The 26,542-nt window shown below is 37.5% G+C and carries 21 protein-coding genes; 7 read left to right on the plus strand and 14 right to left on the minus strand.

The genetic code is table 11. The annotated features are described in order from the left end of the window. The coding region (locus BTN98_RS13550) for an amidohydrolase family protein (RefSeq protein ID WP_146107035.1) at nucleotides 1-762 on the plus strand (762 nt) is incomplete at its 5' end. A gap of 200 nt (nucleotides 763-962) precedes the next feature. On the opposite strand, the gene BTN98_RS13555 is transcribed toward BTN98_RS13550, so the two are convergent. The 4 genes from BTN98_RS13555 to BTN98_RS13570 form a co-directional block, all read right to left on the minus strand. Next, a complete protein-coding gene (locus BTN98_RS13555; protein WP_060999992.1) occupies nucleotides 963-2,003 on the minus strand; it encodes a right-handed parallel beta-helix repeat-containing protein in 1,041 nt (346 codons plus the stop codon). A gap of 123 nt (nucleotides 2,004-2,126) precedes the next feature. Next, entirely contained in the window at nucleotides 2,127-5,165 is a 3,039-nt protein-coding gene (locus BTN98_RS13560) for a YncE family protein (protein WP_060999994.1), read from the minus strand. 435 nt (nucleotides 5,166-5,600) lie between these two features. Next, a complete protein-coding gene (locus BTN98_RS13565; protein ID WP_060999996.1) occupies nucleotides 5,601-6,098 on the minus strand; it encodes a hypothetical protein in 498 nt (165 codons plus the stop codon). 189 nt (nucleotides 6,099-6,287) lie between these two features. Then, nucleotides 6,288-7,673, minus strand: coding sequence for a class II fumarate hydratase (locus BTN98_RS13570; RefSeq protein WP_060999997.1), 1,386 nt, complete (start codon nucleotides 7,671-7,673; stop codon nucleotides 6,288-6,290). A 183-nt stretch (nucleotides 7,674-7,856) separates the two neighbouring features. Between BTN98_RS13570 and BTN98_RS13575 the strand changes: the two genes are divergently transcribed. After that, entirely contained in the window at nucleotides 7,857-8,159 is a 303-nt protein-coding gene (locus BTN98_RS13575; protein WP_231730721.1) for a PepSY domain-containing protein, read from the plus strand. Nucleotides 8,160-8,223: 64 nt separating this feature from the next. Here the strand turns inward: BTN98_RS13575 and BTN98_RS13580 are convergent, their stop codons facing one another. The 4 genes from BTN98_RS13580 to BTN98_RS13595 all read right to left on the minus strand — a co-directional run bounded on the left by BTN98_RS13580 (nucleotide 8,224) and on the right by BTN98_RS13595 (nucleotide 12,857). Next, a complete protein-coding gene (locus BTN98_RS13580; RefSeq protein ID WP_061000000.1) occupies nucleotides 8,224-8,406 on the minus strand; it encodes a hypothetical protein in 183 nt (60 codons plus the stop codon). A 358-nt stretch (nucleotides 8,407-8,764) separates the two neighbouring features. Beyond that, complete coding sequence (locus BTN98_RS13585) at nucleotides 8,765-9,913, minus strand: GGDEF domain-containing protein (protein ID WP_146107023.1); 1,149 nt, start codon at nucleotides 9,911-9,913, stop codon at nucleotides 8,765-8,767. A 228-nt stretch (nucleotides 9,914-10,141) separates the two neighbouring features. Beyond that, nucleotides 10,142-10,738 carry a DUF1415 domain-containing protein gene (locus BTN98_RS13590; RefSeq protein WP_082732204.1) on the minus strand — a complete coding sequence of 199 codons (597 nt, stop codon included), beginning with the start codon at nucleotides 10,736-10,738 and terminating at the stop codon, nucleotides 10,142-10,144. Nucleotides 10,739-10,844: 106 nt separating this feature from the next. Continuing rightward, nucleotides 10,845-12,857 (minus strand): exoribonuclease II, encoded by a 2,013-nt coding sequence (locus BTN98_RS13595; RefSeq protein WP_061000003.1) that lies wholly within the window; start codon nucleotides 12,855-12,857, stop codon nucleotides 10,845-10,847. A gap of 743 nt (nucleotides 12,858-13,600) precedes the next feature. Between BTN98_RS13595 and BTN98_RS13600 the strand changes: the two genes are divergently transcribed. Beyond that, nucleotides 13,601-15,520 carry a DEAD/DEAH box helicase gene (locus tag BTN98_RS13600; protein ID WP_061000006.1) on the plus strand — a complete coding sequence of 640 codons (1,920 nt, stop codon included), beginning with the start codon at nucleotides 13,601-13,603 and terminating at the stop codon, nucleotides 15,518-15,520. Nucleotides 15,521-15,585: 65 nt separating this feature from the next. Here BTN98_RS13600 and BTN98_RS13605 read toward each other — a convergent pair whose 3' ends face one another. Continuing rightward, nucleotides 15,586-16,503: a LysR family transcriptional regulator gene (locus tag BTN98_RS13605; RefSeq protein WP_061000008.1), complete on the minus strand. Its 918-nt coding sequence runs from the start codon at nucleotides 16,501-16,503 to the stop codon at nucleotides 15,586-15,588. Between the two features lie 229 nt (nucleotides 16,504-16,732). Here BTN98_RS13605 and BTN98_RS13610 point away from each other — a divergent pair, with 229 nt between their 5' ends. Then, a complete protein-coding gene (locus BTN98_RS13610; RefSeq protein WP_061000010.1) occupies nucleotides 16,733-17,467 on the plus strand; it encodes a beta-ketoacyl-ACP reductase in 735 nt (244 codons plus the stop codon). Nucleotides 17,468-18,020: 553 nt separating this feature from the next. On the opposite strand, the gene BTN98_RS13615 is transcribed toward BTN98_RS13610, so the two are convergent. From BTN98_RS13615 to BTN98_RS13630, 4 genes are all read right to left on the minus strand, one after another. Further along, entirely contained in the window at nucleotides 18,021-18,851 is an 831-nt protein-coding gene (locus BTN98_RS13615) for a TOBE domain-containing protein (RefSeq protein WP_231730722.1), read from the minus strand. Between the two features lie 165 nt (nucleotides 18,852-19,016). Beyond that, nucleotides 19,017-20,360, minus strand: coding sequence for a TldD/PmbA family protein (locus BTN98_RS13620; RefSeq protein WP_061000011.1), 1,344 nt, complete (start codon nucleotides 20,358-20,360; stop codon nucleotides 19,017-19,019). Beyond that, nucleotides 20,360-21,745: a TldD/PmbA family protein gene (locus BTN98_RS13625; RefSeq protein ID WP_061000012.1), complete on the minus strand. Its 1,386-nt coding sequence runs from the start codon at nucleotides 21,743-21,745 to the stop codon at nucleotides 20,360-20,362. Before BTN98_RS13625 ends, BTN98_RS13620 begins: the two co-directional genes overlap by 1 nt. Nucleotides 21,746-21,861: 116 nt before the next feature. Continuing rightward, nucleotides 21,862-22,851: a CobW family GTP-binding protein gene (locus tag BTN98_RS13630; protein WP_061000014.1), complete on the minus strand. Its 990-nt coding sequence runs from the start codon at nucleotides 22,849-22,851 to the stop codon at nucleotides 21,862-21,864. Between the two features lie 201 nt (nucleotides 22,852-23,052). Here BTN98_RS13630 and BTN98_RS13635 point away from each other — a divergent pair, with 201 nt between their 5' ends. The 3 genes from BTN98_RS13635 (at nucleotide 23,053) to BTN98_RS13645 (ending at nucleotide 24,950) form a co-directional block, all read left to right on the plus strand. Next, nucleotides 23,053-23,265, plus strand: coding sequence for a KTSC domain-containing protein (locus BTN98_RS13635; protein WP_061000016.1), 213 nt, complete (start codon nucleotides 23,053-23,055; stop codon nucleotides 23,263-23,265). Nucleotides 23,266-23,419: 154 nt separating this feature from the next. Further along, entirely contained in the window at nucleotides 23,420-24,271 is an 852-nt protein-coding gene (locus tag BTN98_RS13640; RefSeq protein WP_231730723.1) for a RelA/SpoT domain-containing protein, read from the plus strand. A 256-nt stretch (nucleotides 24,272-24,527) separates the two neighbouring features. Continuing rightward, nucleotides 24,528-24,950, plus strand: a complete 423-nt coding sequence (locus BTN98_RS13645; protein ID WP_061000017.1) for a PACE efflux transporter — start codon at nucleotides 24,528-24,530, stop codon at nucleotides 24,948-24,950. 54 nt (nucleotides 24,951-25,004) lie between these two features. On the opposite strand, the gene BTN98_RS13650 is transcribed toward BTN98_RS13645, so the two are convergent. Continuing rightward, nucleotides 25,005-26,516, minus strand: a complete 1,512-nt coding sequence (locus BTN98_RS13650; RefSeq protein ID WP_061000019.1) for a sensor domain-containing diguanylate cyclase — start codon at nucleotides 26,514-26,516, stop codon at nucleotides 25,005-25,007. Nucleotides 26,517-26,542: the final 26 nt, after the last annotated feature.

Consider the following 26,542-nt stretch of genomic DNA (forward strand, 5'->3'; position numbering starts at 1 on the left):
GGTAAGGTACGATTTTTTGATAAACAGGTTAAATTGTTATTTGATGGCGCTATTATTTCACAGCTCATGCAAATGAAAGATGGTTATCAAGATGAATGGATTCAAACGCCTGCTGATGTTGAGGCTATCACCAAGATCTTTTGGGAGAATGACTATCAAGTATTAGTGAATGTAAACGGTGGTCTAGGCGTTGAAAAGTTAATTGAGATCCTAGAAAAGCGTCAGGCCGAATACCCTCGAAAGGATCACCGTTTTACCATTATTCATTTTGCTAACTCAACCGATGCTCAAGTGAAGAAGCTAAAATCTTTAGGCGTAATTATTAGCGTAAATCCTTATTACGTTACAGGTTTTAGTGAAAAATTTGGTGAAGTTGGTTTAGGTAAAGATCGTGCTCATGCGATGGTACGTTTAGCAACGATTGAAAAAGAGCAAATACCGGTTTCTCTTCACTCTGATGCCCCGATGGCACCGTCTGATCCGTTATTACTTGCATGGAGTGCTGCTACGCGAATAACAAATTCAGGTAATGTTGTTCGTCCAGATTTAGCTTTGTCGCGTGATGCAGCATTACGTGGTATTACTATTGAAGCGGCTTATTCTTGGGGACAAGAGCAGAACTTGGGTAGTATTAAGACAGGTAAGATAGCGAACCTTACGATCTTAGAGCAAGACCCTTATAAAGTGGAATTGAACAACTTAAAAAACATTCCTATCTATGGTACTGTTTTTGAGGGTAAATTATTTCCAATTGATAAGTAATCAAGAGTAGAAACATACTGCTAATAAGACATGTATAAGATATTGATAACTATTTAAAATCTATATTAAAGTGATTTTATTTGTCAGATGGTATGTGTATTTAAGTGCTTTTTATTGAAATAAAATCCGAGAGAATAACAGTCTCTCGGATTTTACTTATTAATTACAATGAATCATAAAGTAATACTATTTATATTTTTCTAGTGAACAATAACGTCGTTATTATTATAGTTTACAGAGGCTCTAATCCAGCATCCTGATAGATATACTTTAGATGTTCCCGCTACTTTTATTGTATTATTTGATAACGTACAACCAGTAAAGTAAAAATCATCCTCGATATTTGAGATGTTAATATCAGTGTACCAGAGAGCATTTCCAGTAAATGTAACAGGTAGAACATTTTTAAAGTAGATCCCTGCAATATTCTCGAATGTAGTACCTGCTTGTAATGGGGTTGCAGCCCATGGTGAATCGTTGCTATGGTTGAATGTATTATTCGAAACATTTCCATGACTAAAATTGCCACCTGTAGAGAAGGCTATCTCATTTGCTAAATTTGTTGCGATATACGATGCTCGACATTTTACAACGATATTTCCAGTCACAAGCCAATTTCCACTACATATAAAAATCGCAGCTCGACACTCTGTAAAATGGCAGCCCTCAAGTATACCATATTCGCAGTTGTACCATGCTGTAAAACCATATTGGCATGCTATAAAACGACACCCTCTAACCTGGATCGCACTAGACATTTTTTGGCCAGTATAATTAAATGTAGAAATTCCTGTTCCAAGAAAGTTTTTAAAATCACAACCTTCAATCGTTATATTCGATGCTTTATACACTTCAATACCAATATGTGTTGCTTGAACTGGCATATTAATAGGTGTACTAACATCACCATCAAAGCGAACATCTTTGATTATAATATTTGTGCTGTGCTCATCAATTTTAATGATAGGAAAAGTTAGTGATGTTGTTTTTATTGTTGCTCCATTGCCTATTATGCTAGTACCACTAGGCAATGAAATATTACTCCATTGATATACGACTTCAGGATTTAAAATTAAAACTCTTATATTATTATTAAGGAGTGATTGAACGTCATCGAATTCAGATAATAACACACTATTGTTTATATTCTCGTAACCTAATGCTGAAGTCGGTAATAAAGATGGAGCAATCAGTATAGAGCCTGTCGCAGCAGTTAAAAATTTTCTGCGTTTATTATCCATTACAATTTCCTTTGTAATTAATAGACATATTATATTAGTTAAGTTGTGGAATTAGTTATTATTTAATAAACCCCGAGGTTTTTATTCCTCGGGTTTTTATATTAAAAACTTATTTACAGGTATTTATTTTTTATAACTGTAGGAATTAAAACCAGTAAAGAAACGCCAGCGATTACCATTTGACCAATATACTTCAGGTGATTGTGTACAATAATTATTACTATCTTTAAAGCCAACACCATAAAAATCATTTTTATCGATGCTGCACAGTGTTAGTCCATCCCCTGTAAGCACTACTTCGCCATCTTTAGATGGGTGATGCAATGAGAGCCAGTCAAACTCGTTGAGCTCAGAGTTCGGATAGATAGCCGTTCCATCACTTAATAGGTAACTCATTTCTGTACCAAATGAACAACGATAAGTATTAGTTTCAATCTCATCAACAAATCCATACAAAGTTTTAAGATTGCCTTCGATGGTCTGTGTGAAGCGGCAGACAGGGATCTGAGATCCGTCTTTTTTCAGTTTAGCAATTGCGGTTTTCTCATGATTATTTAACTGTTGATATTGGAAACTTTCGCTATGAGCAAACCAACCTTGTGGCATAGTTGAAGTACTCATATACCACTGGTCAATGAGATTACTTTCATTGTCACTTCGGTGTTCCCTTTTACTTGTTGCTGCAAAGTGGCGGTATTGGGCATTTTCATCTTTGTAAAAACCATTAAGATCTTCATCGCTCGAAAGGTACGGCATATCTCCTTTACGAATTAAAAACATACCAATATCTGTCATCAGTGGCTGAAAACCAAAGTTGCCGGAAGCAAAAGCACTTCCATCTACATAAAGTTGCTTACCATCAAAACCATGACCAAATTCATGGGCTAACACACCGTAGTATCCATAATAATGTGTGTAGTAAAAAGTTTCACTAACACCTGTAAAGCCAACATTACCATATCCAAAGACATTCTTTACGGCACCGATTCTTAAATAATCACGATTCATCATACCGTTGTAATAGTATTCATAGTCTTCAGGTTTAAAATATCCGCCAGGTCCATCTACACGCCCAGCATTACCAAACATTTCTTCGCCATTACTGAACATCTCACTAAAATTAAACCAGAATAACTTAAACTCTTCTGAAGAGGCCATATAGGCAAAGTTAGTGAGCATTATCAGAGCTTCACGGGCATGCAATGGGCTCATTTTCAGCCAATTACTTCCTTCTCCTCCCAGAATATTTAAGGTTTGAATACTCCAACGTGGTTTAATCTTTTGAAGTTTTTGTACAAACTCATCGGTTTTAGAACTGAATGAGGTCTTAAGGAGTTTATTAAATTTATCTTCGCCCATCATGATATGAGTGATGTCGAAAACACCATCAGCATTTTTACTGTTATAACGACCGACTTCACCAAAAGCAGTTACGGGTAAGGTGATCCTTGTGAAAGGGGGAATTTGGTCAATATTACCAAGGACAAACCATTTATTTACACCGTTAATACGTGCTTCAATATCAATATTGTTGACTTTCTTGGCGTTATAATTGGTAATTTGAACAGTATTATTATCAACGAAAGTTGTATGAACTAGCTCATTAATCCTTACGGATCGAAGGCTTGGGTTAGTGATTAAGTCAAAAGATTCGTTGTTGGTATAAATTTTTTGGATAGCACTTGGCATAATTTGATCATAAATGATCGGAGTACTATCAATTCTTTCGTTAGCGTTAAATAAAATAGCACCATCGATGATTTTGTTGATCGTTATTTTATCCGAGCTAACAGTGACAAGTTCATTGTTATCAGAGTGAATATCTTGAAAATTAGTAACTTGACTATTATTGATTTGAAGTACTTTTCCTTCAGGAGCAATAAATTCAAAGTTATTTTCAACAAAAGTTGGAATATGGTGCCACTCTAAACGATTATTAATATTAACAATTAAATAGTCACCAAAACGGTCAATTTTATTTGGTGCTGTGGTAACCGTTTTTTCAGGTTGTAATATTTCACCTTGCTCAATCTTACGAATATCGTAAATAACGTAATTGTTATTAGTGGTATTGACGAGTAAATAATCACCTAAAATATGCATTTGTACTAAGCGATGACTGTATTGCCCAGCTCCAAAAGCAAGCGAAGCAAAACGGTTCATATGGTTAGAGTTCTCTGGTGTTACTTCCGAGCGCTGTATCACGGCGATATTTTCTTTAGCATCGGAAACAAAAAGATAGTCACTGTTGCCCACGACAGATTGAGGGCGGTACAATCCACTGCCAGTAGAAGTGTCAATACCTATTTGCATAACATGCTGATGGTTGTTATCGAGATCCAGCACATCTACACGGTTAGCTTCCCACGAAACAATAAACAGATGGTTATCTTCGATATAAAGTTCATTTAATTGACGAAAGTTATGTGTTTGCCCATCTGAAGTCGTAATAGCATCTAATCGAGCAACTTTTTGGTTGGTGTTAATATCGTAGACATCGATATAGTTATATTCATTTGGAACGGAACGAGTAACATAAAGGCGATCTTTATAGCGCTCAATGGCAGTTGCACGGAAACTTTCTTGATCGAGTTGGTCTGGAGTAAATGTTATTGGATTACCAAAATAGCGGATAGTACTATCAAATGAATTCACAGAACAACTGGATGTATCAATAACCACATCAACTAGTTCACCATTTTGCACGCTTTTTCTTGGGAAATATTCGATTAAACAGCCGTTACCATAGTTATAATTTCCAAAGTATTTGTTAACAAATACAGCACCGCCCTCAGACCAACTTAATTCCCAATCATTATTGAAAAATGGGAATAGTGCTTCTATGGCTGATATATCATCATACGACCGTAAAGGTATGATTGGATTGTTTTTATCATGCAACTCAAATTGAACGCCATTTAGTTCGATGTAACGTTTTCCGTCTTGGATGATAATATTGTTTTCATCTTCAGCCTGAGTTCTTACTTCTTCCAATCGTTGGTTAACTTGCGAGTACATCGATTGATATTGTTGATTAAAATAATTTTGTTCAGAGTAAAGCGTTTTAGTTTGATCTGGTTGAGCTGAATAAGCGTCTGAGACAACTAAGAAAGGGGATATCGCTAATCCAATGGCAGCTGCTAATACATTCCTTTGTAACATATGTCAATCCTTGTGGTTTTTATTGTTAAGATATTGTTTTTTATTTTATATATCAGAAATCACGACACCTAAAGCAAAAAAACTTATGGTAACAATCAGTAATTAATATACATTTATTATTTAATTTCAATAATGCTTGAGTGTAATTTTTTTTTCTAGAAGGAGTAAGAACTATCACTTAGGTAGCTAGGCTCTTTTTTCTAACGGTTGTGGCTGCTACAACAGGTAGATATTGGGTAATAGTGTAGGGAAAATGAACTTAGGTACTGATTTAATTTATATTTGGAGGCAGGAGGGGATAATTAATTTTTGTTACGTAAAAATAAATCCGAGCATATAGATAAGGTAGGCTCGGATTTATATACCTTTAAAAGTTAGTTCAACTTATCATTTAGACTTAACTAACAAATGCGTTTCCTAATAGGGTTAATAAAATTAATCTTTAACCCATTGATCATTTACTTTTTTCAATGATACCGTTTCATGAACAGTATCAACAATTTGACCTGCTTTAAAATCACCGTATTTAGCGCCAAATGCAACGACCATTACTTCAGCAGCAAGGTTGTTTTTTAGAGTATGTAACGCTGAAGACATATCATCTTTCTTTGCATCAGCTGTGGTATCTGAGGCTGGTGCTTGTGATTTAGCTGTCACTTCTTTCATTGAGCTTTTAAATTCATCTAAGCTCTTATTGGCAACCAAGTCGTAACTTACTTCTGCCTTGTAGTCTGTTTTAGTATCAAGTAATACTTTCGTGATCTTAAGGTTTTTTACTGCGAAAGGTGTTGTTTGTGCAGTAATACCTAGATTAGGTTGCTCATATTGGCTTGTTTGAACAACATTGGTAAGCGTGGATTCGTCAACTTTATCACTGCAACCTGCTAAAAATAGTGTTGATGCGATAGCTGCTGCTAAAACAAATTTTTTCATTAATAATGCTCTTTGCTTGTAAGTGATATCCAGTACGGAGTACAGAACTGGCGTTTATTTATATTATACGTTACATCCAGTTTTATTTTTGGACAAGTAATGGCAGTGATTTATTGCTTAATACTAACATTCACTGGATTAATGTTCAAAAACTGAACGATGTTTTCTATTTTGTGGTGACATAATGCATTATTGCGCTATTCCGCCTTGAGTGAGTTTTTTAGGATCTAATAATAACTCTAGCTCAGTGCGGGTTAAATCCGTTTCTTGTTCAGCAACATCAATAATTGGTCGTTGTTCTTTATAGGCTTTCTTCGCAATCTCGGCTGCTTTTAAATAACCAATAACAGGGTTTAATGCGGTAATAAGAATTGGATTTTTACTAAGAGCGTGCTTGAGGTGATCATCTCGCACTATAAATGTAGTAATCGCTTTGTCTGCTAATTGCGTTGCCGTTGTGGCTAATAAGCTAATGCTTTGCAGTAAATTATAGCTAATAACAGGTAGCATGACATTGAGTTGAAAGTTACCTGATTGACCTGCCACGGTAATGGTTGCATCATTGCCGATAACTTGCGCTGCGACCATAGCTGCCGCTTCTGGAATCACAGGGTTAACTTTTCCGGGCATAATAGATGAGCCTGGTTGTAATGGCTCTAATGCAATTTCACCTAAACCCGCTAACGGACCTGAATTCATCCAGCGTAAGTCATTCGATATTTTCATAATAGCAACAGCAAGAGTTTTTAATTGGCCAGATAAAGCCACAACAGCATCTTGGCTACTCATGCTGTAAAAGAAATTGCTGCTAGTGCTAAACGGCACGGCGGTTGCGATAGCAATATTTTTTGCGAAAATCGCAGCAAAGTGTGGATGAGTGTTAATACCCGTACCAACTGCGGTTCCTCCTTGCGCTAATGCTGATACATTGTCTAATGCTAGCTCAATGCCACGTCGCGCATGTTCAATTTGGCTTTGCCAGCCACTTAGTTCTTGTCCTAAGGTTATCGGCATTGCATCCATTAAGTGGGTACGGCCTGTTTTCACACAATGATTAACTTGCTGACTTTTATTCTCGAGTGCTTGCTCTAAATGAAGTAATGCTGGTAAGAGTTGCTGGTGGCAAGTTAATGCAGCACTGACTTGAATTGCTGTTGGAATGGTATCGTTACTACTTTGAGCGCAGTTAACATCGTCATTAGGACTTACCTTAATGCCTAAATGTTGTGAGGCTAAAGTGGCAATAACCTCGTTGGCATTCATATTAGAGCTTGTGCCAGAACCAGTTTGGAAAACATCAATGGGGAATTGGTCATGATGGTGACCATCAATAATCAGCTGACAGCTGTCAATAATAGCATGTGCAATTTTGTCATCAATCAGTTGGAGATCGAGATTGGTACGCGCAGCCGCTTGCTTGATATAAGCCAATGCTTGAATAAAGGCACTTGGCATGGTTAAGCCACTGATGGGAAAATTATTGATTGCGCGTTGGGTTTGAGCTTGGTACAGCGCGTCTTTAGGAACTTCTATTTCACCCATACTATCAGTTTCGATACGGTATAATATTGACATAATGTTATCCTTTAAAATGACGATGTTTGATAATGGCAAGCTATAGGATGTAATTGCTAATAATTATCATGGGCTGTTAAGTTATTATAGGCCACTGTTAGCATGGATTTTTATTGGCATCATAGTTTGCGAATACGTTATTATTCAATCAAACCATAGCGATAATGCTATTAAGGGGTAAAGGTGATTCGAAGTATAAAAGTCTTATTCATTAGTAGCAGTATGTGTTGTCTTCTACAAAGCTATGTCAGTAATGCTGATCCAATTGATACATCTGTGGTTGAAATGATAAGTGTACCTACTGCAATGAAGCAGCTTGAATCTAGTGGCTATTATGATTTTCGAATGATTAAAGTCGAGCGCAAACATAATGAGATTGCTGTTAAAGCCCGTAATAAAGCAGGCGAGCATGTTGAATTAGAAATGGATTTGTATTCAGGTGCTATTATAAATGAACAAGCAAATAATACCGAAATTCAGCAGTAGTTATAATATGATAAGTTTATACAACGGATAAGCAAAATGGTGATTTTACTTATCCATTGATATGCTATTCATCATCGTTAAAAATTCTTCCCTCTAGGGAATAGGGGTCATTTTCATCGTATAAATTATGATGTCCACGAATACGCTTGAGTGTTTTTTCAAGGGCTCTAGCCTGCTCAAAATGACCTTCTTGATAGGCAATGGATATTTTTTGTTCCATATCTTCAATTCTATCTTGGTTGTTCATTTTTATCCTCCCGTGTGATGGCTCATCAATAATTAGTTAGCTCTTATTATTTTATACCAAAATTCCAAATAAGCAGTTGAACAGTAAGCTCGCGATTGAGGTGTGATTATTTCAATTTAAAGCTGTTATGTTCAGATATTCGCTCGAGCATTAAATAAAAAGGTTATTTTTTGGTGGATAATGTTATAAAAATGTTTCTTATCTAGTCGTTAGCGTAGGTATGGCCGCTGAGAGCGCTAATACGACTTATGGTTGTGCCTTGCTCTTTACTAAAATTACAACAATGATTGTAAACTTTTAGTTAGCCCGATAATTCTCGGGCTTTTATTTGCCTGTTACATCATAGGGTAGATGTTTGTTAGTCATTGTTTACCGCAGTATAGATCTGATTTTTCTTCTTTTTTGTTTGTTTTCCTGTCATTAAAGCATCAGTTGCGCGCTGTAAAACCGTCATTGGCAGGTGTTCATCATGACTATGACTAATACCTATGCTGACACTTATCTTGAGGGTCTTTTTACGTCCTTTTTGGGGTTTTGCAGCGGTTTCATTATGCTCAGATTCAACGGCAATCGGCTCAATAATATGTTTTGCAGCCGCAATATCTTGTTGTAATTGGGTTAATATCACCAGTGCAACATCACAATCTATATGTTCAAAAATGACAATAATTTGCTGAGATGCAAAATAGCAGTGCGGTAATAATTGTGGCTGTTGTGTGAGTAAGTTTGCCACTGAACGCTGAATATCAATGATAGCTTGGGGAGTATGTTTCTCGATAATCTTATCGGGATTATCAAGGTCGATAACGGCAATGGTATAAGGGGAGTGCAGGCGAGTTAAGGCCTGTTCCAGTGCGCGATGATCAGCAAGTTGAGTCGATGGGTCATAAAAGCTTTGCTGATAACGACAATAGCCGATGTCAATTAATAGCAACAACGCACACAGTGTAAACGCACTACTGGAAATAAAAGGGTAATGAAAAAAGATAAAGGTAGTGGTTGATAACAACGTACAAATAAAGATATGGCGGTCAATACGCTGATGATATTTGATGGCTAACGCGCCAGTACAACAACTTATTGCGAGATTAAACACAACTAATATCAGCGGTAATGATGAAATATTGTGGTAGGTAAACAGGTGAATTTGTTGCCAGTTTGAGAAGTCTGCTTGATAAAAGTAACTAACCGCTGCGCCAATGGCACACTGGAGCATCAGTAATGACACTAGCGTTACTGAAGCAAGTACATACCGCTGTGAGTATCGAATAAAACGCAGCAACAGCATATTAAGCGGTAATAATGTCGCTAAAAGGCAAAATATCAACTTGGTATCTGTGTTTGCTAATGACACTTGGAGCCAGTTAATAATTATGCTGTAGGCAATCAACATAATGATGGCAATAAGCCCACTTTCAGCTTGAGGAAGCCTGTAATTAAGGATTATTACAATACCCAATAATACAAAAGGAAGATTGATCCATAATGCTGAATGAGCAGTCATCATTGGTATTAATAAAGGATAACTGATGATCATTAGTGTGGTAATGAAAAAAGGCAGTATAAAGCGAGTATTGGGTGAGTATAACCGTGACAGTAATAACATTAAATGATGAGACCTAAACGAAAAATCTAGCGGCTCATTAATATAACAAATAAATAACGGCAATGATTCGATATTGCCGTCATTTTAGTGTGATTAGTTCACGATTTATAACCGAAAGTAAGTGAAGATTTATTTGATTAAATAAGGAAATAACTGACGCATTTGTTCTGAAGTTAAATTTTCAACACATTCAATATTACGATCAGGAATAGCTTCCGGATTTGGATAATGCTTGATCACTTTAGCCATGCTTTCTTCACGGATAAGGTGAAATACAGGGTAGGGTGAACGGTTGGTCAGGTTTTCTGCATCATCAGGCTCTGCGCCATAGAAACAGTAATCAGGGTGAAAACTCGCAATTTGGTAGGTACCACTTTTGCCTAGTTGTACCACTAAGCCTTCAACAAGATCGAGAAATTGATTGTAATCGTCAAATTCTTCAAATAAGAAAGGGGCGACGACTAAAATAGTTTCTAGTGTTTCTGCCGGTGTTTCATCAAGCTCTTTGAACTGCATATAAATAGTTTCAAGCAGATCATTTTCATTATTATCTTCACTAACAAAAATTTTTATTTGTTTGTTACGGTTAGGTTTTGCAGCAAATGGACATAAATTAAGGCCGATGACGACGTCTTCAAGCCACTGTTTTACTTGTTGCTCGATAAGCTGGATTTGTTCTGGCGTGTTGTTCTTTTTGTTATTGTTTGCTGGAGTATGATTTGACATTGAGGGCTGACTTCTGTGAATTATTTATATTGGAATAATAGTGTGAAAGCTGTAAAAAAGGCCAGTGATCACTGGCCTTTTATTGCGGTAAAGCCGATTTATATCGTTATGCTTTTTGTGGTGCGTCTGTTGCTTGTTCTGGCGCAGGAGTAACTTCTGGCGCAGGATATTGCTGTACAGGTTTAGCCACTAATTGACGTGTTGCAGCGCGAACTTCGGCTAACTTCACATCAAAAGTATCACCTAGTTGGTACTCTTTAACACCATCAATATTGATAATGCCAAGTTCACCACTGCACACAATACGTTCTTTGTTATCAACAATCAGCGAGCCTGGAATAAAGGCTGCTGCACCGTTTTCAAGTAAGCGTACACGCATACCAGCACGGTTAATATCAAAGACTTCAGCTTTAAAGACCGTTTCTTTCTTCACGGCATCTTTAAATAAACGCACGTATAACCAATCAGACACATCACGTTCAGCCATACGGTGATGACGACGGTGATTAGCAATTTCATCACCTACATTGTCATCAGGCTTTTGTGTTGGCTCATTGCCTGTGATCAACGCTTTAAGTAAGCGATGGTTGATCATATCACCGTATTTACGAATCGGTGATGTCCATGTCGCGTAAACATCTAGACCCATTGCATAGTGAGGCGCAGGTGTATTAGCTACTTCACTGTATGCTTGGAATTTACGTAAACGGTTATCAAGATAAGTGCTATCAAGCGTATTTAACCAACGACGTAATGCACTGAAGCCTTCTAAAGTAACAACTTCTTCTTTAGTAAACGGTGCTTCTGCGTTAGTAATGAACTCCATTGCTGCATCAAGTTTTTCTTGGTTGAAGCCGCTATGAACGTTAAATACACCCGTTGCAAATTTCTCTTGTAAAGCACGACCCGCACAAATGTTAGCTGTGATCATTGCTTCTTCGATCATGCGGTTAGCGATACGGCGTAAGTCGGTGTGAATAGCAACAACGTCGTTATCTTCACTTAACTCAAAACGGTAATCAGGACGATCTGGGAATACCACAGCATTTGCCATGCGCCAATCAGAACGCAGTGTTGCAAAACCCTGAAGAGCAACGATTTGTTGTTCTATAATTGGGTTTGGTGTCCAGTCATCACAATGGCCGTTTTCAAGGAAATCAGACACATTGTTATAAGATAAACGGCCTTGAGACTTGATCCACGCGCCAAAGAAAGAGATATCGTCTTGAATGACACCCGTGTTATCAATTGAAACACGGCAGCATAAAACAGGACGTTTTTCATTTTCGATAAGCGAACATAATTCATCACTTAGTTCACGTGGCAGCATTGGAATATTGCGGCCAGGAAGGTAAATGGTAAATCCACGCTCACGTGCTTCATCATCCATCTTATCGCCAACAGCAATATAAGAAGTAGGATCAGCAATCGCAATGGTGATTTCAAAACTGCCGTCATCTTTAGCGACAGTGTATAAGGCATCATCCATGTCTTTGGTTGATTCACCATCAATAGTAATGAAAGGTAAATCAGTTAAGTCTTGGCGTTCAATACCTTCATCAAGCATGGTCCAGCTATCTTGTGGTGCAGGCTCTGCATTCGGTAGCTGGTGGCGAGCAAGTGTCACCCACCAAGGTGCAATCTTGTCATTACTGTCAGTGATTTTTTGAGTAACATCACAGAAGAATGGTTGATTACTACCAGCAAGAGGGTGGCGAGTCAGTTCAGCAACAACCCAATCACCTTCTTTAAGTGTTTCGGGATTAATGCCTTTTGCTGCACGTGCTCTAATCGCTTCTTTTAACTGGGGGTGATCAGGGATGACATGCAGGCGATTACGAATCAGTTTTACACGGCCAATAAAGCGTGTAATAGCTTGCTCAACAAGCTCTTGTGGCTCAGCAACTTCGCGCTCTTTTTCAGTACGAAGCACGGCGATAACACGATCACCGTGCATAACGTTTTTCATATAGATAGGCGGAATGAAGATGCTTTCTTTGTTATCAGTTTCTAGAAAGCCAAAGCCACGATCGGTCGCTTTGATGTAACCTTCCTTTTTAGGAAGTGTTTCTTGGATTTGCTTTTTTAGCTGTGCTAACAGCGGGTTATCTTGAAACATTATGTCTGGTCTCAGATTATCGACATAGACACTATACGTTTTTGGTTATCTAAAACCAAGATTTGCCTGTCTAAATTTTCATTCGGCATAATCATAAGTTATATAATCAATAGCTTAAGTGTGATTTAAAGCGTTTTTTATCTTAAATGAAATATTCAAAGACAATATATGACAAAATTTTTAATTTATGTCGTAAATATAAGTTAGAAACAAAAAATAGCATTAACTTAGTATATTTTATGCTTTTAGTTTAAGTTATCCACGTTGTTGTGTGCGGAAGAGTCTGAAAAGCCACATAAAAGTCTTTATAAACAAGGGATAAAAATATTCTATGTTGCTATGATTAAAATAGAGAATAAAAAATTTAAAACCTGCCTCTATAAAAAGATCAAGGGTAGCGATCAATATAAAAAGACTAATAAAAGATAACTCTAATCTAATAACAAAAGTATGTTCAATCAAAGATGGCAAGATTTGAATTATGGTATTGTTCGTATTTTCAACAACATAGTTAATTGATAATCGATAAAAAATCATCGGATGTTTATCAGGTGTACTATTTGTTCAATAAATAGATGTTTGTGAGTTATTTTGTGACGTTGTTCAATTTTTTCTAGCTTTTTATCAAGTATTAGCCCACAATACGCCCCCTATTAGTCGAGGCCCGTGCTAGTGGTTGCTGTTGCAGAACCCTCTGTAGCAAAGGGGCCCCGTTTTTAAGTCGTTCATATATTGGGATCCCAATGCAAGAAACTGTTACAGAATTTCGCCAACTAGATTTGGCCGACACACTATTATCTGCACTAGACTCTATGGGTTTTGTTTCACCAACACCTATTCAGGCAGCCTCTATTCCTCTACTTCTAACAGGTAGAGATGCGCTTGGTAAAGCACAGACTGGTACTGGTAAAACTGCAGCGTTCTCGCTGCCTGTACTAAATAAAGTAAATCTTTCTCAGCATAAGCCACAAGCTATTGTTATGGCTCCAACACGTGAGCTTGCAATTCAGGTTGCTGCAGAAATTAAAGTTCTTGGTCAAAACATCAAAGGCCTTAAGGTTCTTGAGATTTACGGCGGTGCTTCAATCGTTGACCAAATGCGTGCACTAAAAAATGGTTCACACATTGTTGTAGGTACACCTGGTCGTGTTAAAGACCTTATTTCACGTAAGCAACTTCACCTAGACGAAGTACATACTTTCGTTCTTGATGAAGCTGATGAAATGCTAAAAATGGGTTTCGTTGACGACGTTACTTGGATCATGGAACAAGCACCAGAAACTGCACAACGTGTACTTTTCTCTGCAACTATGCCTCCAATCGTTAAAGAAATCGTTGATCGTTTCCTACGTGATCCAGCACGTATTGACGTTGCAGGTGAAAACCGCACTGTTTCTCAAGTGTCTCAACAATTTTGGGTTGTTAAGGGCGTAGAGAAAGACGAAGCAATGAGTCGTCTTCTTGAAACTGAAAACACAGATGCATCAATCGTATTCGTTCGTACTCGTCAAGATACTGAGCGTCTAGCTGATTGGTTATCTTCTCGTGGCTTTAAAGCTGCGGCACTTCACGGTGATATTCCTCAGTCGCTTCGTGAGCGTACTGTTGATCATATTAAACGTGGCGTGATTGATATTCTAGTTGCAACTGACGTTGTGGCACGTGGTCTTGATGTTCCACGTATTACACACGTATTCAACTACGATATCCCATTTGATGTTGAATCATACATTCACCGTATTGGTCGTACTGGCCGTGCTGGACGTGACGGTAAAGCGATCCTATTGGTTCGTACTAACCAAATCCGCATGCTACGTACTATCGAGCGTGTTACTAAGTCTCGTATGGAAGAAATCCAACTTCCTCTACGTGATCTAGTTGCTGCATCTCGTTTAAACCGTTTAGGTGAAGAACTAGCAGCACAAAAAGAACAAACTAACGTAGATGCATTTGTTGAACTTGTTGAAAAACTACAAGAGTCAATCGATGTTGATGCAGCAACACTAGCGGCAATGCTTCTTCAGCGTCAGCAAGGTAACCGTCCTTTATTCTATAAAGGTCCAGATCCAATGATCGCTGCTATCGAGCGTGAATCACAACGTCGTGAGCGTCGTGGTGATGATCGTCGTGGCGACCGTCCTGAGCGCGGTGATCGTCGTGGTGACCGTCCTGAGCGTGGTGAGCGTCGTAGCTTCAACAACGCTGATTGGGATACTTACCAATTACAAGTTGGTCGTGAGCAAGGTGTTCAAGTTAAAGATATCGTTGGCGCAATCGCAAACGAACTTGGCTTAAGCAAAGAGTTCATTGGTGCAATCAAACTTGCTCCTTCTCATACTTTTGTTCAACTTCCTAAGAAGATGACTGCAGAAGTATCAGAGCAACTGAAGAAACTACGTATTCGTCAGAATGACGTGAAAGCAGTTGTTGTTGAAGGTGAAGTATTACGTGAGCACCGTCCACGTACAGGTAATCGTGACGGCAACCGTGGCGGTGAGCGTAGTGGTCACCGTGGTAGCCGTGACGGCAACCGTAGCGGTGAGCGTGGTGGCGAGCGTCGTTTCGATCGCAACCGTGGCAACGATAGCCGTGGTGGCTACCGTGGCAACCGTGATGGTGCAGCACGTCCTGCAGGCGACCGTAAGCCTCGTACTGACGCGTAATTTGCGCTAGTGTAATAAAAAAGCCGGACGAAAGTCTGGCTTTTTTGTATATGATGTTTAGTAAATTAAGTGACATTACGACTCAGGTTTATATCAGTAACCCGTTTAAGTAAATGATCTTTAAAGTTTGCACAGCGTGCAGGCATGTATTTTCTTGGTTTGTAATACAAACTTAATTCAAACTCACTACTAATATAGTCATTTAATACTGAGATTAATTTGTTATTTTGTAAATCATTCTGAATTAAACTGTAGGGTAGATAAGCAATTCCACCGCCAGCTAAGGCAATATTTTTTAAAATTTCACTGTCATCAACCTCAACAGTTCGCGAAATTTGAACTGAATTATATTCGCCATTTTGTTCAAATATCCACCTATTCCCACCCACTAATGTTGTCGCAAATAAGCATAAATGTTTTTTCAAATCATTAGGCACAACGGGTTGACCATAACGCGCAATATAAGCAGGTGAGCAACATGCTTTAAGCGGTTCTCGTAGTAACGTACGTTTTACTAATAAACTGTCTTTATCTTGAAAACCACGGTATGTCGCATTGGCACGGATTGCAAAATCGACTTCATGGACATTATCAACTTCAAAAGCAGTTTCAATAACCACGAAATTAATATTAGGATTATCACTAACATATTCACCAATGATTTCGCTGAGATAGTATTTAGCAAACAGTGGTGTACATGCGACCTTAATCGTGCCGATATCTTCTTGACTGATATTTTGAATTTCATTGAGAACATCAGTAATTTGATTATTAATTTGTGTAAATCGTTGAAATAAATGCTGCCCTGCTTGGGTGACTGAAATTTTTCGCGTGGTGCGCTTAACAAGGCTTATGCCCATCATTTCTTCCAGTTCAGTGATCCAACGGCTTCCTGCTGAGGCAGATATACCATATTGCTTGGCTGCTTCTGTGACTGATTGGCAGCGTACTACATGAAGAAAAAAAATAATTTTATCTAACATCGCTTTCCCTGCGTTATCGATTTATCGATATTACTTCTATGATCAAAGTATACTTAATATAAGCATGGTTGCATTTGTTACCGCTTGAATTTAACTGTAAGTGTCTTATTTCTGCAATTGTGTCTTGTGATATTGAGCTTAATGTTCTGGCTAGAGTTATCTAGACTGATAGTAAGTGTTGATTTTTAGCTTATTTGTAGGACGGTAATAAATATAATGAGGAAAAAATATGCTAACAGATAAAGTATGTCTTGTAACAGGTGGGGCTCAAGGGATTGGTCGTTGTATCGTTGAAACATTTGCCCGCCAAAATGCAACCCGTGTTATTGCTTGTGACATGAACATGGGCATGATGGCTGATTTAGAACAACAGTTTCCTAATGTTACAACTCTAGAGCTTAATGTTTGTGACAGAGATGGCGTTACTGAAGCTGTCAGAAAAATCACAGCGCAATATGGGCAAATTGACGTGCTAGTGAATAATGCCGGTATTACGCGTGATAATTTGATTGATAAAATGACAGAGTCGGATTGGGACTTAGTCATGGATGTAAATCTGAAAGGGGTGTTTAACATGACCCAAGCCATTGCCCCCACAATGATGCAAACAGGGAGTGGCTCTATTATTACCATGTCATCTGTTGTTGGTACTGATGGTAATATAGGTCAGACTAACTATGCCGCGACGAAAGCAGGTGTGATCGCAATGACCAAGTCATGGGCGAAAGAATTTGCACGTAAAGGTGCACAAGTTCGTGCAAACTGTATCGCCCCTGGGTTTATAGAAACCCCTATGACGGTCGATTTACCTGAAAAGGTAATTAATCATATGACATCAAAAACGCCGTTACAGCGGATGGGTAAAGCACAAGATATTGCGAATTGCGCATTGTTTTTAGCTAGTGCTCAATCGAGCTTTATTACAGGGCAAGTAATAAAGGTAGATGGTGGGCTTGTTATTTAATTCTCAACTTATGGTTCAACGTCATGTCAAAATCATGGAGTCTATATGTATTTAATATCTATAGACTCCATGATTTGTAGATCATAAACATGCTCATATAAACACCAGTTATTTGTAAAAGTATCGCTATTTGTGTGATTTTTTTGTCAAATAGGTATATTTCTGCATTATAACAGGATATTTTGCATAAAAAGCCTTAAACTGCTATCAGTGTTCTTGGGGGTAGTGGTTATTTAATGATATTGTCATCATCGGCACTATGGTTTATTAGTATTGCTTGTGTGCCGTTATCGGTCGCACTTTTTTGCGTTCATTAAAACAGCAAATTTGGCTAAATATAATAACATTAATATTTGTATTTATTTCTTGTGGGTTGATTATTATTCAGCAATACGAGGATTATATTAATTTTACTGCCTGTATAAATAAGGGATTTAATTATAATGCGTTCTCAACGGAATGCAGTGTTGATTCACAGAATCCAGAACCAATCCCCGACGATATAAGCTCATTCCTTTGAGCGTAATACTATTATTGAACACATTCCTGCTATTTAATACATACTTGCCACAATAACCTGAGTGGAGTGGAATAAAGCGTAAATAGGCATTCCTAAGCGTAATGTTTCATCCATAACATCTTGATTATCTACAAAAGCACAAATACTAATATCATCGGTTAAGCTGATAGTGATCTCAGTCGATTTACGATCTTGCTTCATCGCGGTCAGTGTGCCAAGTAATTGGTTATCAAATCGATCTCGCTTGCCGTGAATGAGATTTTCTTCGCTACAAACCGTAATGGCTGGACCTTTAATTAATGTCACTACATCTTTATTTGGTTTGAGATGTAATCGCATTGTACTGCCATGAGTGATTGTCGCCTGAATATGATGATGCTCTGTGATTGCAATCGTAACAATATCATGTAGGTCATGGGTTTCGATTGTTGTTATATGACCAAAGAGTTGATTACGCGCACTGGTTTGTAACGAGAATCGACTCATTATGCCTAATAGGCTATCAAGAGGGGCATTATCATCATTAAGTGCTTGTAAACCCATGTCTTGAATTTTATCTAACAGATCATACATTTGGATTAAACGTTGACCAAAACGTGTTAGGGTTGCACCACCACCGCCTTTGCCACCTTTCTCACTATTAACCAATGGTTGTTGGTGGCAGCTATTCATATCTTTAATGGCATCAAATGCTGCTTTGTAGCTAATATCTGCTAATTTTGCACCTTGGCTAATTGAGCCTGTAGCATCGATCGCTTTTAATAATGCGATTCGACGCGGATTGGCAAACATTTTATTATCAATTTGTAGTGTCGCAATGGCAGTAAGATTCATGGTCTTATTCTTATTAGGTGTTTTACTCATGGTATCGCATTTTGCAATAGATCTTAAATCTAATCATGATGATTGTGTGTTGTGTAGATAAATAGGGTGAGGGTATATAGAAAAGTGTTAACATTCGCAAAAAAACCTCACTGAATTTGATTTATATCAATATCGTCATCAGTAAGGTTTTATTCTCAAAAAGAATTATTTCCCAGCAATATTTAACCGTGTAAAACGGATTTTAGGTGCATAGAAGCTGCGATTATAATCATTTTCTAATTGGTTACTGATAGCATCAATTTCTTTGAGCATTTGATAGAAATTACCAGCAACAGTAATACCACGAACGGCTTGCTGACGCTTGCCATCGCGACAAAGAAATCCGCTAGCACCAAATGAGAAGTCGCCACTTACCGCATCTGCACCTGAATGAACACCTTGCAATTCGACTAACTCTAGATACTCACCAGCAGTGATTTCAGCTTCAGAACTTGTACCAGTATTAATAACAGTATGACGAGAACTCACACCTAAGCCACCTTTAGCGGAACGTGAACCGTTAGCGGTGTTATTAATACCAAAATAGCTTGCTGTGTGACTATTATGTAATAAGCTACGCAGTTTGCCATCACCGACTAATAATGTGTCATGGGTTGCAAAACCTTCACTATCAAACGCTTTAATAGAGAAACCACCATTAATATATGCAGTATCAGTAATGGTGAGCAGCGGGTTCGCAACAAGCGTATCAAGCGCATCACGCCAAGGGTTGATCCCCTTCATCGCTGCTTGTCCTGACATGCACATTCCAAACGCAGAAAATAAACTACTTAAAGCACTAAGGGTGAAAATCACAGAATAATGCTTACTGGCAATAGGAGCGCCGTCTAATAGTGCTTGCGCCATCTCATAACCGTGATTAATACAATAATTAGGATCTAATTGATTAAATACACGTCCAGATGACATGCCGCCGTGCATGGCTTGTTTACCGTCTTTTTCATAAAGGGTGTAAGCATAGCAATAGGTTGAACGTTCACTGTGGTTACACAATGTGCCTTGAGTATTAGCAAGAATGATATGACTATCTGATTCGGCAAAGCCATTGTAAGGCGCGCTGGTTGCGTTGGGTTTGCTTACCACGCCTTGTTCTAACGATAATGCGAGTGCAATCTTTTCATCCACAGTTGCCGTTTCAGTTTGATAAATTTCAGGCTCAGTTGTTGCAAGTCGACTATCTATACAGCTTATTTTTTGGTGGGGATCTTGTTGGGAATATTGCGCATTAGTCAGTGCATTATCCACCATTAAATCCAGGCTCGCGAGATCAAGTGATTCAGAATAACTGGTGGCTGTGCGTTGATCTTTAACCACGCGTACACCAATCACTTGACCTGAAGTGACTTTATATTCATCAAGTTCGCCTTGGTTAGCCTTTAATGAAAAATTGTTGCTGCGGTTAGCAATGACATCGGCAGCAGCGTCTTGTGCCTTAACACGATCAAGTACGTAATCAATCGCTTGCTGTAGTGCGTTTTGATCTGCCATTAGTTGCCACCTCCTACAAGAATATTATCTACTTTCAATGCAGCTTGACCCACCGTTGTCGGTACTGAACCACTAACTGAACCACACATGCCAGCAGCAAGGGCAAAATCATTACCGATCATACTAATTTCTTTTAATACTTTAGGTCCGGTGCTGATTAAGGTTGCAGACTTTAGTGGTTTAGTAATTTTGCCATTTTCAACCAAATATGCTTCTTGAACCGCAAAGTTAAACTCACCAGTGCCGGGTTGTACTGAACCACCACCCATTTTTTTAGCGTAAATACCGCGTTCAACACCAGCAAGCATATCGTCAAGCGTACTAGTGCCTGGTTCAATAAAGGTATTACGCATGCGTGAGGTTGGTGCAAACTTATAAGATTCTCGGCGGCCTGATCCTGTGCGCGCAAAACCTGTTTTTAAGCCACCCATACGATCAACCATAAAGCTAGTTAGCTTACCGTCTTTAATTAATTGCGTACGCTGCGTTTCCATGCCTTCGTCATCAATGTTAATTGAGCCCCATTGGTTGGTCATGGTGCCGTCATCAACAGCACTGACGACAGAGTTAGCAATTATTTCACCCATTTTATCATGAAATACGGATGCTTTTTTAGCGACAGAGGTTGTTTCAAGTAAGTGGCCACAAGCTTCGTGGAAGATTACGCCACCAAACCCATTACCTATAATGACGGGCATTTCACCTGAAGGGCAAGCTTCTGCAAACAGTTTAACCATTGCTTGTTTAGCGACATCATGGCCAAGTTTTTGTGCATCAATGTGAGTATTAAACTCCCAGCCTGTAAATGCACCAGGTGCTTCATAGCCAGTAGATTGTTCGCTGCCATTTTGGGCAACGGCATTTGCCGATATGCGGGTGTAATGGCGGGTGTCGTCGATATGAAGACCATCGGAATTAAAGATTTCGATTTGTTGTTCACGTTGAGCAACACTGCCGATAAATTGGGCTATTTTTTCATTCTCAGCTCGAGCGGCTTGATCTGCTAGGCGTAAAAAAGCAATTTTAGCCGCCATGTTGGCATCTTGGCTTAGCGGTAATTGACAGCTATGTTTATTGTCATAACGATTTAAGTTAAGCGCTCCCGCCGTTAAAATCTGGTCGCGTTTATCTTTCGCCGCGAGCAGGGACGTTACGCGTTTTAATTCTTCTTCATCAGTACTGTTGGTGTAACCGTAAAGTACTTTATGCCCAAAAAATAGGCGGATACCAATCCCAAAATCAATGCCTGAGTTAACTTTATCTATTTCAGCTGAAATAAGTTGGACAGAACTGGATTGGTGATGTTCAACAAATAATTCAGCGAAGTCAGCACCAAGGAATAGGGCGTGATCAATCACTGTTTTAGCAGTATTAGGGTTTAGCATCTGTGCTCCCTTCTTTTTATGAGCTCTATTTTATAACCTAGCAGTAAAGAGATAAAAATTCTCACTATTACTGCAATCGGTATGAGCAATGGTTCGATAATGACGAATAAATAAAATTATTTAGCGAGAGTATTTTCTACAATCGAACACAGAATATTTTCAAGTTCATCCCACGGTAGAATTTCACTATCAATCACTTCAATGCGTGATTCAAAGCCTTCTAATGACAGCTCATTCACAGATACCACTTGATTGACAACGTTAAATGCAAAGCAACCATTTTCAGTATTAACTACCGCTTTAATACGGTTAGCATTAAGATTAGAAAATAAGCTAAATAATTTTGAAAATTCAAATAATTGATCGGCAGCAAAGAACCATCCACAACTGTGATATCCCTGACCGTGGTTTTCTTTTCGAATAAATTGCTGACCTGGTGCTAATTCTAATTCTGGTAATGGCTCAGCTTGATCGTGACTGTGATGATGGTGGCTATGCTGTGCTTGACGATCTGTGCGTTCAATATCAAGCCATTCAAGTTCAAGACGACCATGTTCAACTTCTGCAATTAAGGCTTTTTTAGGTTCGGCTTTTTCCATGGCTGTTTGAAAGGTGTATAAATCAAAATCATCACATTGGTCAATTTTATTAGCAACCACGACATCAGCGAGTGCAAGTTGATCTTGAAAATTGGCGTTATCGGTATAAACGCTATCAGCAAAGTGGCGTGGATCTACAACGGTTATTGTTGCGCGAAGATCAACATAATTACGGTAGCTTTCAGAGGTTAATTTGTGGATAACTTCTTTAGGGTGGCCTAAGCCTGTAGGTTCAAGTAATAAACGATCAGGTTTTTGTGCCAGTAGAGCATTAATACCTACAGACATTGGCAGTCCAGCAACACAGCACATGCAGCCGCCCGGAACTTCTTTAATGATAGCGCCTTGTTGTTCTAAAATAGCGCCATCAACACCAACATTGCCGAACTCATTAATTAAAATAGCCCATTTTTCGTGTTCTGGTTTGCGTGCAAGTAAAGAGAGAATTGAGGTTGTTTTCCCCGCGCCTAAAAAGCCTGTAATGATATTAGTTGGAATACGTTTCATATGTGACTAAATTCCTAAACGATTGAGCACGAAATAATTATCTCAGTTTACGTGAGTGACATTAAAGTGACTAGCATAACTCGATGAAGCGTTATCTAAGTGCTGTTTTTGAGTGCAAAAATGGTGCAAGTGAAAAAATGCTATATATGTTATAGCGTTTTTGGCATCATGGTTTTTTCAATGATAAGACGGAAAGTAAGCATGATTAATTGGTGTATTGTCAGTTCTGATTTGATAAAGAAAATAGGTCATGATGCGACTAATGATTACCTTTATATCGATTTTGGCCAGCGTGGTGAGTATGAGATATATAGCCATGTATCGTTATATGCTTTTTCTCATTTTAGGTTAGCAGCGTCGATTGATGAATATTATCAGCAAGTGATTAAAATAAGTTATTCAATAATGTCTTAGTGGTAATTTAGTTATCATTTTAAATTTTGTATAGGCTTGAAGTTAATACGTAAAAGGCATAATTTAACTCGTTATTAAAATAACATGCGGTGTATTATTTAATTCACCGTTAGCGATTATAAGTAAATGTTATTTATCAATAAGTGAGTTAGTAATGAGTATTGCTCTTTTGACAGAAGATGAGTTTCTACACAACAATCGAATTGGTCAGCAGCAGTGGCAAGACAGTCCCATAACGTGGCTGACCTTAAAAGCTATAGGATTATGTCACGAGCAGCGAACGGAAGCATTAAACCTTACAGCAGAGTCTTATGCACGTACTATTCAGCAGTGTTCCCACGTTCATTCTGTTCGTTGGCGCGTGAAAAATCCACAACATTTAATGGAAAAAATTGTTAGAAAAACCCAGCCGCATAGTCCTACTTTTAACGCTAAATATCTTGGTATTAATCAATATAATTATGATGAAATTGTTACTGATCTGATTGGTGTTCGAGCATTACATTTGTATAAAGATGATGGTTTAACTATTCATGATTATTTAATCAATCAATGGCAGTATGAAGAACCACCTATTTATTATGTAAGAAGTGGTGATGATGAAGTTTTTGCTGAATTGTCACAAGATATTCAAGTGAAAATTCATCCTGCGGGTTACCGTTCGTTGCATTATGTCTTTGGTAGCGAGTTACAACAACGGCGTATTTCTACTGAAGTGCAAGTACGGACTATTTTTGAAGAAGCATGGACAGAAATAGATCATAAAATTCGTTATCCAAATTTTTCGACTAATACAGAAATCTGTTCTTTTTTATTAATATTTAATCGTCTGGTTGGATCAGCTGATGAGATGGGCTCGTTTGTTAAACAACTTGCTATTGAAGCAGAGCAGCGCCAACAAGCATTAACCACATCGAAAAATTTGACTGAAAATAGTGCGGGTAATATGGAGTATTTATTTCAAAAATTATCAGATGGAACAAAAAAAATAACGATTATCAATTAGTTATAGAACAATTGCGGCAACAGATAATGCAACTTCAGTCAGATAAAAAAGCGTTACAACAATCGATACATTCTAATATGTTTACATCAAAAACAACGACGACTCAACGACGTTATAAAGCATCTGAATTGTTAGACAAATAGTCAGTCTATCTGTTTTTCGGATGGATTCTAGCTTGTTAAGAGCAAAAAAACATTTATAGTAATATGCATAAAAGCTATCAATTATAAAAAATAAATGTACTGAGGAAATTTTGATGAGAACGCGGTTGGATCGTATTCGCCATGCGGTTTGTTTTGAAGTTATTGGCCTAATTTTATTGGTTGGAGTATTAAGTCAATTAGGGTTTGATGGAGGTCATGTCGGCGTAGTAGGGATTGCTTTTTCAATTTTAGCAACGGGTTGGAACTATATATATAATATATGGTTTGATCGTATGTTGTACCGTCGCTATAAAACAGCAGTCAAAACAACTGCTATCCGTATTGTTCACAGCCTTGGATTTGAAGCTGGTCTACTTGTTGTTACTATTCCTATTTTGTCATGGGTGCTGAAAGTGACTCTTTGGGAGGCTTTTGTTCTTGATATTGGTATGGTGCTTTTTTATCTTATTTATGCATATGTTTATAACATTGTTTATGACCGTTTATTTCCAATACCAGCAGTACAGCAAGATTAAAAGATAATTATTTGATAAAAGCCCCTAAAGACAATTGTAATTAGGGGCTTTTTTTTAATGACGAATATAAAAGCTATAACAATTCTTGCCTTTTTTCTTACTGTCATAAACAGCTTTATCAGCATTAATGATTAATTGTTCAATATCGCGTGTTTCGTTATCTGTGAGCGCCACACCAATAGAAGCTGAAAATGGAATCGTTAATGTACCATTACTTACTGAGCCATTAAGATCAACAACAAGCTTTTGTAATTTTGTAATTAAATCAAATTCTTTGTTGTAGTTATTGGTGAGAACAATAAATTCATCTCCTCCAAATCGACCAATTAAATCTGTAGGATGATTAAAAAATGAGGTTACATGCTGAGCAAACATTGCAATAACATCATCCCCATAATGATGACCTAATGTGTCATTGATTGTTTTCAGGTTATCAAGATCAATAAATAGTAATGCAAAGTCATTAAGATATTTTTGAATGGTAGTATTAGCATGTTGAATGAAATATTTACGGTTTAATAAATTAGTGCGTGAGCAATAAACACCATCTTTAGTTGTACTAATGATGTTATTAAAGTGGTGATTCATTACAATATTATCATTTTTTGACTGTGATTGAATGGGTATAATCCCCGCACTTTCTTTAATGAAATCATCAATAGGTGATGTAATGATAGATACTTTTTTCATTAAATAAAATCCAAGTCCGACTGATGCTAAGATAGAAATTAAAATATTTATGATAACGAATGTAAATTTATCCTTTAAATATTGATTGTAATTAATTGTTGTTAATAAATACCATGGTGTGTTTTTTAATGGGGTAAGTGTTAATCTTTCAAGTTGATAATTATTATTGATTGTATAATAATTAAATGTTTTTTTATTCGTAATGTTTTTTGATATTTGTTTACTATCTAATGAAGAATAAAAATTATCACTTTTAAGTATTTTAATATTTCTACAATTATTATTTGAGTCTCTACAATTATTTAAAATAGCATTTCTAATACTAGTGTTTTCTTGATAAGCAAGTGCATTCTTTATTTCAGAATATGAGACAGATGCAAAAATAGTACCGCTGTCATCGGCGTTAGTGAAAGCTTTGCATATAATATAAACATAGCTATTAGAAATAGGAGAATAGATTAGATTACTTATTGCTAGTTTGTTTTTTTGTATTGCTTGTTGGAAATAGCGACGATAACTAATATTTTCGATACTATCGCTATATGTTGTTACTGCGTTGCCTTTAATATCACTGATACCTAATATTTCGATATTAAAAGCTTCTTGGTAAGGACGTACAATTTCAATTCGTTGTGTTAATAATAATGACGTATCTTTGACTATATCATCATTTGAAATGGCGGTGAGTAGATTAGTATGCTTGCTAATAATAGTTGCAACGTTATTTTCTGTAACAGCTTTATTCCGTGAAAGTAATTTATGAATATTACTATATTGGTTATAGGACCAATAAGAGATATTAAATACAATTAATAAGCTTAGACATAGTAAAGTGTAGTGGATGATTTTTTTTCTAATACTATGGCTAATGTTCATGCTGTGGTGTCTTTTTCATTAGAAAA

The organism is Photobacterium aquimaris, from assembly GCF_002954455.1.
Lineage (GTDB): Bacteria > Pseudomonadota > Gammaproteobacteria > Enterobacterales > Vibrionaceae > Photobacterium > Photobacterium aquimaris.